This is a genomic window from Lientehia hominis, assembly GCF_021044755.1.
Classification (GTDB): Bacteria; Bacillota; Clostridia; order Lachnospirales; family Lachnospiraceae; genus Lientehia; species Lientehia hominis.
Genome location: NZ_JAJNOR010000004.1, coordinates 73,454 through 86,966 on the forward strand (window position 1 = coordinate 73,454; position 13,513 = coordinate 86,966).

Consider the following 13,513-nt stretch of genomic DNA (forward strand, 5'->3'; position numbering starts at 1 on the left):
AGGAGTGGAGTGTTTGTACAGTAAGGTCTATAGCGCCGCCATCCAGGGAATGGAAGGGCGGCTGGTCACAGTGGAAGCGGACGTGAGCGACGGGCTTCCGAGCTTTGATATGGTCGGAGCACTGTCCACTGAAGTAAAGGAGGCCGCCCCCAGAGTACGGACGGCGTTAAAAAATGCGGGCTACCGTCTTCCGCCGAAGAGAATCGTCATAAATCTGGCGCCGGCGGATGTGAGAAAGGACGGGACTTTATTTGATCTGCCTGTGGCGGTAGCGGTCTTGGCGGCAATGGACATCATACCGGCTGAAAACCTGGAAGGATTGCTGCTGGCCGGAGAACTGGGGCTGGGAGGGGAGCTGCGTCCGGTGGCCGGAGTAATGGCTTTAGCCGCGTGCGCGCAGGAATCCGGACTCAGCGAAATGCTGGTGCCGGATGGAAATGTGCAGGAAGGAGCGGTGAATCAGGAGATCCGGGTCTGCGGCGCCTCACATCTGAATGAGGTGGTGAAACTTTTAAAGGAGCCGGATATGAGAAAAGCAGTGCGTGTGGACCTGGCCTCCTGTATGGAGAACAGGCATTCAGGGATGGATTTTAAGGATATCAGAGGACAGGAGACAGCGAGACGCGCGGCGGAGATCGCCGCTGCCGGAATGCATAATCTGCTGCTCCTGGGGCCTCCCGGCGTGGGAAAAACCTTGATTGCCAGATGCATTCCGGGTATCCTGCCGAAGCTTACTCTGGCAGAAAGTTTGGAAATCAGCCGAATCAACAGCATCTGCGGACTGATGCCGGAAGGGACGGCTTTGCTTATGGAAAGGCCTTTCCGGGCGCCTCATCATACGGTCACGGCGGCGGCGCTGACCGGAGGGGGACGAGTCCCCCGGCCGGGAGAGCTGTCTTTAGCCAGTCATGGCGTTTTATTCCTGGACGAGCTTCCGGAAATGTCCCGGATGTCGTTGGAGGCCCTGCGCCAGCCTCTGGAAGAAAAACGAGTGGTGGTCTCCAGGCTATATGGTTCCTATGAGTTTCCGGCGAAATTCATGTTGGTGGCCGCCATGAATCCGTGTCCGTGCGGCTATTTTCCAGACAGAAATAAATGCAGATGCTCTGCGCCGCAGATACAGAAATATCTGGGAAAATTGTCCCGTCCGCTGATGGACAGGATCGATATCAGTGTGACGGTGGAACGTCTCCCGTTTCGGGAACTCCAGGAAAAGAACGGCCATGCGGAAGCCTCGGGCATCATCCGGGAACGGGTGGAAAAGGCGAGGCTGGCACAAAAAGAACGTTTTGCGGGAACCGATTTCCTATATAATTCTTCCATACCCGGCTGCAGGATATTGGAGTATTGTTCATTGGGCAAACCGGAAGAAGAATTTATGAGAAAAGCTTTTGACACAATGGAAATGAGCGCCAGGGCATACCACCGGGTCCTGAGAGTGGCCAGGACCATTGCGGATCTGGAGGGAGCAGTCATTGTAGAGAAAAAACATCTGAAGGAGGCAATTCTTTACGGAGCCCCCAAGCTGCAAAAAATGTAAAAAATTGGAAAATAAATCATATAATAATAGGAAGGAATAGGAACTATGGAAAAGAAAATAAATGTATTTTCTGAGCAGGAATATTGGTTTTGGTACTGCGGGTTGAGCCAGATACCGCTTCCGGTGAGAGAACGGCTTCTGCAGCGGCTGGGTACTCCGGCGGAAATTTTTCACGCATCAGAGAAAGCCCTGAGGGATGTGCTCAGGCCTGCGGGGCAGCCGGGCGGACAAATGGAACCTATGGGAGACACGGATGAGGCAGATGTGTTTTATAACAGAAAGATTCTGGAACGTGCGGTGAGGGATATCCGGGAGGGGCGTGAAACGGATAAGATTCAAAGAATGCTGGAAACTATGAATCAAAGGGGTATTTTATTTATACCGTTATGTGATGAAAATTATCCGAAACGGCTTTTGTCCATTCCGGGACGCCCCCTTGGATTATTTATAAAAGGCGGCCTTCCTTCCGATGACAGGCCGTCAGCTGCCATAGTGGGTTCCCGGAACTGCAGTTATTATGGACGTTCCATGGCAGAGGATTTAGGAAAAGCTCTGGCAGAAGCCGGCATACAAGTCATAAGCGGGCTTGCCAGGGGAATCGACGCCGCTGGGCACCGGGGAGCCCTGAGGGCTGAAAACCGAGTAGCCGGGACCTTCGGCGTTTTGGGATGCGGGCCGGACATGGTCTATCCCAGGGAAAATCAAAGTTTGTACGGAGAGGTGGAGGCAGCCGGAGGACTGATTTCCGAATATCCGACGGGCACGAGGCCGCTGCCCATGAATTTCCCGGCCAGAAACCGTATCATCAGCGGTCTGTCGGATTGTGTGGCTATCATAGAGGCGGGAAAGAGGAGCGGATCTTTGATCACCGCGTCCTATGCCCTGGAACAGGGAAAGGAGATCTGGGCAGTTCCCGGCAGGGCCGGGGACTACTTGAGCTGCGGAACCAACAGTCTTTTGAAGGACGGAGCAGAGCTATTGACAGAGCCGGAGGATATTCTCAGCTTCTGGAATCTAAAAGGGAAAAAATTAAGAATTTCTAATAATAATCAGTTATCTCTTGATAAAAATTTGGAAAGGGTGTATAGTTGTCTGGATTCCGAACCCAAATCTACGGAGAGAATCTGCCTGGAAACGGGACTGAACAGTGCCGATTTAGCGGTCTGCCTTGTGGATCTGGAGATGGAGGGGCTGGTTGTGCAGCCATATGAGCACTATTATGTGGCAAAAAGAGATAAAGGAGAACACTATGGCAAAGTATCTGGTCATTGTAGAGTCCCCCGCAAAAGTAAAGACAATTAAAAAATTTTTGGGGGCCAATTACGATGTAGACGCATCCAACGGGCATGTAAGAGACCTGCCGAAAAGCCAGATGGGCATTGATATAGAGCACGATTACGAGCCAAAATATATCACGATACGCGGGAAGGGAGACATTCTGGCAAACCTTCGCAAGAAAGTGAAGAAGTCGGATAAGATATATCTGGCTACTGACCCGGACCGTGAGGGAGAAGCAATTTCCTGGCATTTGATGACGGCTCTTAAGCTGGAGGACAAAAAGGTCCAGAGAATCAGTTTCAATGAGATTACAAAAACTGCGGTAAAAGCTTCCCTGAAAGCGCCGAGAGACATTGACATGAATTTGGTGGACGCCCAGCAGGCACGCCGTGTCTTGGACAGAATGGTGGGCTACAGCATCAGCCCGTTATTGTGGGCGAAGGTGAAGCGGGGACTGAGCGCCGGACGGGTACAGTCCGCAGCGCTTCGGATCATCTGTGACAGAGAAGAAGAGATTTCTGCGTTTATCCCTCAGGAGTACTGGTCACTGGAGGCAGATGTCCAGTGCGGCAGTGAAAAAAAGCCTATGAGGGTGAAATTCTATGGAAACAGAAAGCAGAAGATTACCATCGCAGACAAAAAACAGCTGGATGATATTTTAAAGGACGTGGAAAAATCTGAATTTAAAATCGCCGATATCAAACTGGGAGAACGGATCAAGAAGCCGCCTCTCCCTTTTACGACGAGCACTCTTCAGCAGGAAGCGGCCAACGTACTGAATTTTTCGACGCAGAAGACTATGCGGCTCGCCCAGCAGCTATATGAAGGAATTGATATAAAGGGAAACGGAACAGCCGGTATCATCACATATCTTCGTACCGATTCCACCCGTATATCCGAAGAAGCCCAGAAAGCCGCGGCAGAGTATATCTCGGCGGAATACGGACCGGAATATGTGCTGGCAGATGAACAAAAAGGAAAATCCGGCGGAAAGATTCAGGATGCCCATGAGGCTATCCGGCCGACGGATATCGAATTGTCTCCCACAAAGATCAAAGATTCCCTTTCCAGGGATCAATTCCGGCTGTATCAGCTCATCTGGCGCCGATATACCGCGTGCAGGATGTCGTCGGCCGTTTATGAGACGACTAATGTAAAGATCGACGCGGGGAACTATCGATTTACCGCTTCAGCTTCCAAGGTGAAGTTTGAAGGGTTTATGACCGTATATACGGATCCCAATGAGAAAAAAGAACCGAATACGCTGGCAAAGAATCTGACCACCGAGACGCCATTAACATTGAAGGAGTTTGATTACAAGCAGCACTTCACTCAGCCGCCGGCCCATTATACGGAAGCCTCTTTGGTGCGGGCGCTGGAGGAGGCAGGCATCGGCCGTCCCAGTACCTACGCTCCTACCATTACGACGATCATTGCCAGGCGCTATGTGGCAAAGGAGAATAAAAATCTTTATGTAACGGAGCTGGGAGAGATCGTAAATCACATTATGAAAGAAGCGTTCCCCAGTTTGGTGGACGTGGCGTTCACCGCGAATATGGAATCTCTTCTGGATGGAGTAGAAGACGGGGTCGTGAAGTGGAAGACCGTCATCCGTAATTTTTATCCAGATCTGATGGATGCAGTGACGGCCGCTCAGAAAGAACTGGAGGCCGTGAAAATAGAGGATGAGGTCACAGAGGAGATCTGTGAGAACTGCGGCCGCAACATGGTCATCAAATATGGACCTCATGGAAGATTTCTGGCGTGTCCGGGTTTTCCGGACTGCAAGAACACAAAGCCGTATTTGGAGAAGACCGGGGTCAGCTGTCCGGTCTGCGGCGGCGATGTTGTCGTGAAAAAAACCAAAAAAGGCAGAAGATATTATGGATGCAGCAACCATCCCGACTGCGAATTCATGTCCTGGCAGAAGCCGTCCAATGAAAAGTGTCCAAAGTGCGGGAGTTATATGGTGGAAAAGGGAAATAAGCTGATTTGTTCGGAACAGACCTGCGGTTTCCTGGTTGAAAAGGTAAAATAATCGAAATTATATAAAAATTACGAAAAGAAATGTGAAAAGTGTTGCGGCGTCTTAAAAAGTATGATACGATAAGGCTGAATAAGTTGGAATTACTGAATATGAATAGGAGGCCAGCAGTGAGCGTACAATTATTGGATAAAACCAGAAAAATTAACAAATTGCTCCATAACAACAATTCCAGCAAGGTTGTCTTCAACGATATTTGTGCCGTGCTGAGCGATATTCTTGATTCTAACATCCTTGTTATCAGTAAAAAAGGCAAGGTGTTGGGAGTAGGTATCAGCGAAGGGGTAGAAGAGATTGAAGAACTCATTGAAGATCAGGTGGGGGGCTTCGTAGACCGGATGCTGAATGAAAGACTGCTCAGTGTTCTTTCTACCAAGGAAAATGTAAATTTGGAAACGCTGGGATTTGCAGAGACGAACGTGGAGAAATATCAGGCGATTATTACGCCGATCGATATCGCCGGTGAGCGTTTGGGGACATTGTTCATCTATAAGTCCAATGATCAGTATGGAATAGACGATATTATCCTCAGCGAATATGGCACTACGGTAGTCGGGCTGGAGATGATGCGTTCCGTGAATGAGGAAAATGCGGAAGAGACGAGAAAGATTCAGATTGTAAAATCTGCCATCAGCACGCTGTCGTTTTCCGAGCTGGAAGCTATCCAGCATATCTTTGAGGAATTGGAAGGAAATGAGGGAATCCTTGTGGCCAGCAAGATTGCAGACCGAGTAGGTATTACCCGTTCCGTGATCGTCAATGCACTCAGGAAATTTGAAAGTGCCGGAGTCATTGAATCCCGTTCTTCCGGAATGAAAGGTACTTATATCAAAGTGCTGAATGACGTGGTGTTTGAAGAACTGAAAAAGCTGAAGGAAGTATAGAATAGTTCTGAATGGTCAGGAAACAGAAATGACAAATCCTGCGGAGGCCTCCGAATGGAAGGCGCCGCAGGATTTTTGCTTTCATCTATGTTGTCAAAACCGGCAGCGGTTGACGCAGGCATAGATTTCCTGAAGCCTGGGCAGAGCCATGAAGGGAGGACAGTCCCAGGAGGTGATGGATTCCATGCCCTCCCGGACTATCTTCTCATACAGTTTTGGAAGCTGGTCTGACAGTGGGACGGGCGAATTTAAATGCGTATTCAGATACAGCAGAATATAGCCCAGAGCTCTTGTCTGTTCCTCATCGGCCAGCTGTTCCACATAACGCAGGTCAATCATGGACTTGTCATAGAACAGGCTGTCTTTACCCTGTACTTTGATTTTAGGAGGTCTGGAGTCACGCTCAGAATTTTGAACGGAGCGGCGGCGATCATTCCCGCTTTTTTGGACGGCGGGCCGGTATATCCGATTCAGGGTGCCGCAGGGAAAACAGAAAAGATCAACGCCGCTGTTTTCTCCAGGAGAATCGGCGTGGGAAGCGTTATAGACCGCTGCTTCCTTTTTTGCGTGTATGGTGATATCCTTTGCCTGATAATTGTCCATTTGAAGGACACAGTCGGCCGTATGAAAAAATGCTCCGGAGCTTCCGACCACCAGGATGGTGGAAATGCCAAGCTGGGAAAACAAAGGGCGGATACGGCTGAGAAAAGGCGTGATAGGCTCCTTGTCAGGAGAGATGACTCTGCGCATCAGCTCATCACGCACCATGAAATTTGTCGCGCAGGTATCTTCGTCAATCAGAAAGAGCTTGGCCCCGGCTTCTATTCCTTCTATGACTCCGGCAGCCTGTGAAGTGCTGCCGCTGGCGTCTTCCGTGGAAAAGCTGCTGGTGTCTTTTCCGTTGGGAAGATGATTGATGAAAGGAGAGATATCCACCTTTTTTACGACACGGCCTTCCTCTGCCCGGAGCTTCACCGCTGAGGCGTCGGTTATGACGAATTCTCTTCCGTCTCCGGCAGTGTGGTTATAGACGCCGGTCTCCAGCGCTTTCAGGAGGGTGGATTTTCCGTGGTAGCCGCCTCCGGTGATCAGAGTGACGCCCTTTCGTATGCCCATGCCGGTGATTATCCCTCTGTGGGGAAGAGAAACCGAGATTTTCATGGAAGAAGGTGAAGAAAAAGGAAGGGCTTCTTTCATGGGAAGATTTGATACGCCGGATTTCCGGGGCAGGACTGCGCCGTCTGCTACGAATGCGATCAAGTCGTTTTCCGGCAGGAATGCACGGAGAGCCTGCTGGTCTTCAAAGAGCTCTATGGCGTTTTGAAGGGCTCCCCGGCTGATGTTTTTATGGTACAGGGATTTTTCCGCACACTTTGGCAGATAATCAAACAGGATTTTGCGAAGCTCCCTGGAATTGATGGTGCGCCCGTTGGCAGGAAAACCGGCTTCAAACCGCATGAGGATAGTTCTTTCCCTGATGGTACAGGCCGTGCGTCTGAGTACCTGGGGACCGCAGCGGGTGGTGAACAGAGCGCCGCTTTTACCGGAACCTTTGGCCTGGAAGGAATAATCCTGTACTGCCTTTTCAAACTGCCGGAGCAGAAAGTCGCAGAAAGCTGTTTTCCGGTCCTCCGAGCTCCAAAGATCTGGAGAAAATCCGGAGGCCTTGTCCGTGATGTGAATAGTGAGCCTTGAAGGAGAGGCGAACGGATCGCCCTGTACGTGGTCGATAGAGAGAGTATAGGTCCCGAAATCATAGACTCCCTTCAGCGTCTTATATGCCGGATAACTCTTGTGATCGATGTCACGGAGCATGGAGTCAAGCTGAGCAGATGTTTTCATAAGATAAACATTCCTTTCTGGATGATAGATTCTTTTCTATTATAGCATGTCTTTGCCGGTAAGAGAGCGGTTTTGCAGGAATAAAAGAAAAAATACTTGCATTTGAAAATGTGTCATGGTACAATGATAGGGCTGAAAAATTGTCACGTGGATGGATTCCGACGACGGTGCCGGGTATGCCCGGTCTCAAAGGAAAAAAGAAATTCACGGAAGTTTAAACCAAATGGAGGAAAGAAAATGAGCGTTATTTCAATGAAACAGCTGCTGGAAGCAGGCGTACACTTTGGTCATCAGACGAGAAGATGGAACCCTAAAATGGCTCCCTACATTTACACGGAGAGAAATGGTATTTATATCATCGATCTGCAGAAATCCGTAGGAATGGTAGACGACGCTTACAAGGCAGTAGCCGATATCGCGGCCGACGGCGGCACGATTCTCTTTGTGGGAACAAAGAAGCAGGCACAGGACGCGATTCAGATCGAAGCAGAACGCTGCGGTATGTATTATGTAAATCAGAGATGGCTCGGCGGTATGCTGACAAACTTCAAGACCATCCAGAGCAGAATCCAGAGACTTCGCACCATTGAGAAAATGCAGGAAGACGGAACCTTTGAGGTCCTTCCGAAGAAGGAAGTCATCGCTCTTAAGAAGGAGCAGGAGAAGCTGGAGAGAAACCTGGGCGGTATCAAAGATATGAAGAAGCTTCCCGATGCCATTTTCATCGTAGATCCGAAAAAAGAAAGAATCTGTGTACAGGAAGCTCATGCACTGGGCATCACACTGATCGGTATCGCGGACACCAACTGCGACCCGGAAGAGTTGGATTATGTGATTCCCGGCAATGACGACGCTATCAGAGCGGTTAAGCTGATCGTATCCAAGATGGCAGATGCCGTTATTGAAGCGAAGCAGGGTGAAGAGGTAACGGAAGAGACAGCAGACGTACAGGTTGAAACGGAAGCTGCAGAGGCGTAACAGCAGGACGTTATCCCGGAAAATTCTCAAGATTAAGAAAGGATTGAAATAATTATGGCAGCAGTTACGGCAGCAATGGTTAAAGAGCTGAGAGAAATGACAGGCGCCGGCATGATGGACTGCAAGAAAGCGCTTGCGGCCACCGACGGCAATATGGACGAGGCAGTGGAATTCCTGAGAAAGAACGGACAGGCAAAGGCAGAGAAAAAAGCCGGAAGAATCGCGGCGGAAGGTCTTGTCAAAACCGTTATCGACGGACAGAAGGCCGCTATTGTGGAAGTGAACTCCGAAACGGATTTCGTTGCGAAGAACGCTGATTTCCAGGCATACGTAGCGGATGTGGCAGATCAGGCGGTCAAATCGGATGCGGCGGATATGGATGCGTTCATGGCAGAGGCTTGGACGGCTGACGCCTCTAAGACAGTGAAGGAAGCCCTGGTGGAGAAGGTTGCCGTCATCGGCGAAAACCTGAGCATCAGACGTTTTGAAAAGGTAGAAGCAAAGGACGGCTGCGTAGTGGATTACATCCATGGCGGCGGAAGAATCGGCGTTTTGGTCGTGGCGAAAGCCGGCGTGGTCAATGACGCTGTTAAGGAAGCACTCAAGAATGTTGCGATGCAGATCGCAGCGCTCCATCCCCTGTATGTTTCCCGTGCTGAGGTCCCTCAGGACTTTATCGAGAAAGAGACAGCGATTCTTAAGGAGCAGGCAAGAAATGAGAATCCGGATAAACCGGAAAACATCCTGGACAAGATGATCGTCGGCCGTCTGAACAAGGAGCTGAAGGAGTTCTGTCTGCTTGACCAGGCATATGTAAAAGACGGTGATCTTACTGTCGGAAAATATCTTGCGGCTGTTTCAAAAGAAGTGGGAGCAGAGGTTTCCATCGAGAAATTCGTCCGCTATGAGACAGGTGAAGGCCTGGAGAAGAAGAGCGAGAATTTCGCAGAAGAAGTTGCAAAACAGATGGGACAGTAAAGAACCTTGCTGTAATTTTTAGATATCAACACCCTTGTAAATGGCGTGAGCGCGTCGTTTGCAGGGGTGTTTTTGTGTTTTGTTTAAAAATCAATCCGACGTTAAAGTAAACGCTTATGGCTATGATACGAGGTTTGATGTAACTGGTATTTTATATTGTGTATAAAAAATATAATTATATGTTTATATAGTTGACTTTTTTCGACCAAAATAATAGAATTTTATTAGAGATTTGATATGATATTGAATATATTTAGATATAAAATATATAATTGGAGGTACATAATATGGCTATCATCCAATGCCCTGAGTGTGGACAAAACATTTCGGATAAAGCATCGAAATGTCCCATGTGTGGTTATCCATTGAAAGCTGACCCGATGGAAGAAAGAAGCGATTCTTCAACGATTATGGGCGCAGGTACGGTAGAAAAAAGTGATATCAAAAAAAAATCTCATAAAAATATGATGATTATAGGGGTTATTGTTTTCATTGTTGTTTTAGTTGGAATTACAGCAGTTGTGTTATATAGCCGCCAGATGTCTGGAGATAATTTGTCTATCAGTGAGATAAACTTAAGCAAGTGGAAACTGATTGATGAGAGAGAAAATTCTGTAAGCTATGAAGGAATGGTGACCTCTAATGAATCCAGGCCGTTTGTGGCACTTATTGGATATTATGAAGAGCCAAACAACACTCCTCGTTTAGTATATATGGAAAATGGAAAGGGTACGATTAAAACGTATGAATCATCAGAAGATGATCCTTCCATTAAATATACTGCTGTTGGATACATGGCCGGCAAGAAGATTAAAGAATCCGATATTAGCATAGAACAAAATGATAAATATTATAATGATTGGACATGCGATGAGAGAACAAGCTGTTCAGTTGATTTAGTGATTAAAATGAGAAAAAAAGTTAATGGTTTACTTTTTATTGAGCTGAAAAATGATATGACCAAAGATATTACAAGAAATATTGCAGTTGTGATTGTTGACGGCGTAGGGGAATATTCCTGTTATTTAGATGATTTGCCATTGAAATCAAGAGGCGTTGAAGTGACAGTTACTCCTCAGATTTTTTGCGGCAGCAAGGAGCTTAAAGAAGCTGATTATACAGTCGAAACGCCTTTTGCGGTAGAAAAAGAAGAGGGAAAATATACCACGAGTTTTTCGGGCAAAGAGGAATTGTCCTTCAGCGGATATGAGGATGGGTTAGTAATATATACCAGCGAGCTGTTGGATGGAGGAAGGAAAGAAGACAAAGGGGAATTGATCAGAACCGCTTCCTGTTTGAGAGATGGTCGTTGCACTTTAGCAACATACACATGGGAAGACAGTGATAAAAAAATACTTATGCCTTCGTATGATATTAATGTAATTGGATATTTAAAATGGAATAATTTTAATAAATAAGGGGGAAGAAAATCATGGTAGAAATGAGATGTATGGAATGTGGAGAAGTGTTGTCAGAAGGAATGAGTGTATGTCCAAAATGTGGCTGCCCTGTTTCTCAACCGGAAAGAGAAATAAAGGCAGAAGACAGAGATGATCGATCATCATATGCTGCAAATTCGAACGGACAGAGCGGCAAAATAAAAATTATGCCTATTATATCTTTGATAATAGGAGTGGTAATCGTTATATTGGGTTTTACTGTTTTATCCCATAAGGAAAAGATAGAGATTTATGATGCGAAGACATATAATGTGGACAAAGCAGCGTTTGGCGGTGATTTCTACACAGAAATTTATGGCGCGTCTGATACTATTGTAGATGAATTAAGTGATATAAACGGTGGAATAGCGTCGTTATCTAATTCATTTGTCGCAGTTGTTAATATGATTTGTTACGGTTCTGGTATGATTATTATAGCATTGGGGTTGGGGGTTATTTCTGTATCAATTGTATATGTGGGTAAAGCCAAGAAATAAATAGCGTAATAATATAAGGCTGCTTGAGATATAGCAGTCTTTTTTATTTTATAAGAAAGTTTCCAAGGCGATATAAAACACAAACCCAGTAGAATCAGTCCCTCTTATATGATACAATCAAAAAAGAAATTGTTGGAAAATCTGCCGGCGGGATATGGCCGGAAAAGGATAGGAATACATGAGATGAAAGAGGACAAGGTATTTTATCGAAGCTTTTTTTCCATATATGTGGCGCTGGTGCTGCAAAATGTGATAACGCTCAGCGTAAACCTGGCGGATAATATGATGCTGGGGGCCTACAGTGAAACGTCATTGGCGGGGGTGGCCGCGGTCAATCAGATTCAGTTCGTATTTCAGCAGGTCCTTTTGGCCCTGGGAGACGGACTGGTGATCTTCTGCAGCCAGTACTGGGGAAAAAAGCAGGTCGAACCGATGAAGAGGATCACAGCGGCAGCAATGAAGACAGGGCTGGCGGTCGCTGTGGTCTTGTTTCTTGTCATTAGTCTCTTTCCTTATCAGGTGGTGGGGATATTCACCACAGACGGGCCCATCATCCAGGAGGGCGTAAAATATATCCTCATAGTCCGTTACACTTATCTGTTTTTTGCGGTGACCCAGCTTTTGCTGGCTTCCCTCAGAAGCGTGGAAATGGTAAAGATTGCTTTTTATCTTTCAATCATGACCTTTTTCATCAACTGCGGCATCAACTATGTGCTGATATATGGAAAATTCGGGGCGCCGGAGCTGGGAGCGGCCGGTGCCGCTATCGGGACCCTGGCTGCCAGGATAGTGGAATGTGCAGTCCTGATTCTTTTTGTGGCAAAAAAGGAAAAGCGTCTGCGGATGAGGCTTCGGGATTACCTGCGTTTTGATCAGGTGCTTTCCAAAGATTATTACAGGCTGACGGTTCCCATGGTCGTAGTCCAGAGCCTGTGGGGAATCAATACGGCGCTTCAGACTGTGATCCTCGGCCATATGGCGGCTGCGGCAATCGCCGCCAACAGTGTGGCATCCACCTTGTTTTTGGTAGTGAAGTCCACAGCCATAGGGGCTGCCTCGACTGCCTCAGTCATCATCGGAAAGACCATAGGGACCGGCGATACCCAACTGGTAAAGCGGTATGCGGGAAAGCTGCAGAAGCTGTTTTTGATCATAGGGATTTTTTCGGGTATCTTGCTTTTTTTTATCCGGATACCGATTCTTAACCTCTATGACTTGTCTCCGTCTACAAAAGAAATGGCCAATACCTTTTTGATTATTCTGAGCGTTGTCTGTGTGGGCATGTCCTATCAGATGCCGACGAACAGCGGCATCATCCGGGGCGGCGGAAATGCTATGTTTGTGGTGAAGATGGACCTGATCAGCATTTGGCTGATCGTTCTGCCCCTTTCCTTTTTTATGGCTTTTGTGGTGAAAGCTTCGCCGGTGATTGTGGTCTGCTGTCTGAATGCGGACCAGATATTCAAATGTATTCCGGCGTATCTGGAATCCCATTATGGGAACTGGATACGGAAGCTGACCAGAGACTGAAAAACCGGAAATAATTGTTGCTTTTTTATCAATTAAATCTTGACCAAAATAGTACAGTATAGTATAGTGGAGACAGTGAGGTGCTGTCATGTTAATTACCAGAGAATGTGATTATGCGGTCAGGATTTTAAGGGCCCTGTCCGGAGGAGAAACGGTCAGCGTGCAGGACATCTGCCGGAAGGAAAACATCACCGTGTCCATAGCCTACAAGCTGGCCAGGAAGCTGGAAAAGTCCGGATATATCCGGAGCCACAGAGGAAGCAGCGGAGGATATTCCCTGAAAAAGGACTTAAGAGAAATCACACTGTATGACGTATGCCGGGCGGTGGACAAGGAACTGCTCTTGACAGAATGTACGGTTCGGGGCCATCGGTGCTCTCAGAATACGGAAGCGACTCCCTGTATGGTGCATAAAGAATTCTGCCGCCTGCAGGAAATGATCACCCGGGAGCTGAAAGGCAGATCGCTTATGGAAATTCTGGAAGGATAGGGCTCACCTGAAA

Annotated in this window: 11 protein-coding genes; 10 read left to right on the forward strand and 1 reads right to left on the reverse strand. The window is 47.5% G+C overall.

Annotation, left to right across the window (positions count from 1 at the left end):
* Positions 1 to 13 precede the first annotated feature (13 nt).
* The 4 genes from LQE92_RS07080 to codY all read left to right on the forward strand — a co-directional run bounded on the left by LQE92_RS07080 (position 14) and on the right by codY (position 5,746).
* Complete coding sequence (locus tag LQE92_RS07080; protein ID WP_231062298.1) at positions 14 to 1,540, forward strand: YifB family Mg chelatase-like AAA ATPase; 1,527 nt, start codon at positions 14 to 16, stop codon at positions 1,538 to 1,540.
* A 45-nt stretch (positions 1,541 to 1,585) separates the two neighbouring features.
* Positions 1,586 to 2,842, forward strand: a complete 1,257-nt coding sequence (gene dprA, locus LQE92_RS07085; protein ID WP_231062299.1) for a DNA-processing protein DprA — start codon at positions 1,586 to 1,588, stop codon at positions 2,840 to 2,842.
* Positions 2,790 to 4,856 (forward strand): type I DNA topoisomerase, encoded by a 2,067-nt coding sequence (gene topA, locus LQE92_RS07090; RefSeq protein WP_231062300.1) that lies wholly within the window; start codon positions 2,790 to 2,792, stop codon positions 4,854 to 4,856. The genes dprA and topA overlap by 53 nt, the downstream gene beginning before the upstream one ends.
* 116 nt (positions 4,857 to 4,972) lie before the next feature.
* The gene (gene codY / locus LQE92_RS07095) at positions 4,973 to 5,746 is read left to right on the forward strand and encodes a GTP-sensing pleiotropic transcriptional regulator CodY (RefSeq protein WP_147596707.1); all 774 of its coding nucleotides are present in this window, start codon (positions 4,973 to 4,975) and stop codon (positions 5,744 to 5,746) included.
* Between the two features lie 93 nt (positions 5,747 to 5,839).
* On the opposite strand, the gene LQE92_RS07100 is transcribed toward codY, so the two are convergent.
* Positions 5,840 to 7,588: an ABC-ATPase domain-containing protein gene (locus LQE92_RS07100; protein ID WP_231062301.1), complete on the reverse strand. Its 1,749-nt coding sequence runs from the start codon at positions 7,586 to 7,588 to the stop codon at positions 5,840 to 5,842.
* A 237-nt stretch (positions 7,589 to 7,825) separates the two neighbouring features.
* On the opposite strand from LQE92_RS07100, the gene rpsB reads away from it, so the two are divergent.
* The 6 genes from rpsB (at position 7,826) to LQE92_RS07130 (ending at position 13,500) form a co-directional block, all read left to right on the forward strand.
* Positions 7,826 to 8,566 (forward strand): 30S ribosomal protein S2, encoded by a 741-nt coding sequence (gene rpsB / locus LQE92_RS07105; RefSeq protein ID WP_147596705.1) that lies wholly within the window; start codon positions 7,826 to 7,828, stop codon positions 8,564 to 8,566.
* A gap of 54 nt (positions 8,567 to 8,620) precedes the next feature.
* Complete coding sequence (gene tsf / locus LQE92_RS07110; RefSeq protein ID WP_231062302.1) at positions 8,621 to 9,544, forward strand: translation elongation factor Ts; 924 nt, start codon at positions 8,621 to 8,623, stop codon at positions 9,542 to 9,544.
* A 287-nt stretch (positions 9,545 to 9,831) separates the two neighbouring features.
* Entirely contained in the window at positions 9,832 to 10,962 is a 1,131-nt protein-coding gene (locus LQE92_RS07115) for a zinc ribbon domain-containing protein (protein ID WP_231062303.1), read from the forward strand.
* Between the two features lie 14 nt (positions 10,963 to 10,976).
* Positions 10,977 to 11,480: a zinc ribbon domain-containing protein gene (locus LQE92_RS07120; RefSeq protein ID WP_231062304.1), complete on the forward strand. Its 504-nt coding sequence runs from the start codon at positions 10,977 to 10,979 to the stop codon at positions 11,478 to 11,480.
* A 183-nt stretch (positions 11,481 to 11,663) separates the two neighbouring features.
* A complete protein-coding gene (locus tag LQE92_RS07125; RefSeq protein WP_231062305.1) occupies positions 11,664 to 13,010 on the forward strand; it encodes an MATE family efflux transporter in 1,347 nt (448 codons plus the stop codon).
* 88 nt (positions 13,011 to 13,098) lie between these two features.
* Positions 13,099 to 13,500, forward strand: a complete 402-nt coding sequence (locus tag LQE92_RS07130) for an RrF2 family transcriptional regulator (RefSeq protein WP_231062306.1) — start codon at positions 13,099 to 13,101, stop codon at positions 13,498 to 13,500.
* Positions 13,501 to 13,513 lie beyond the last annotated feature (13 nt).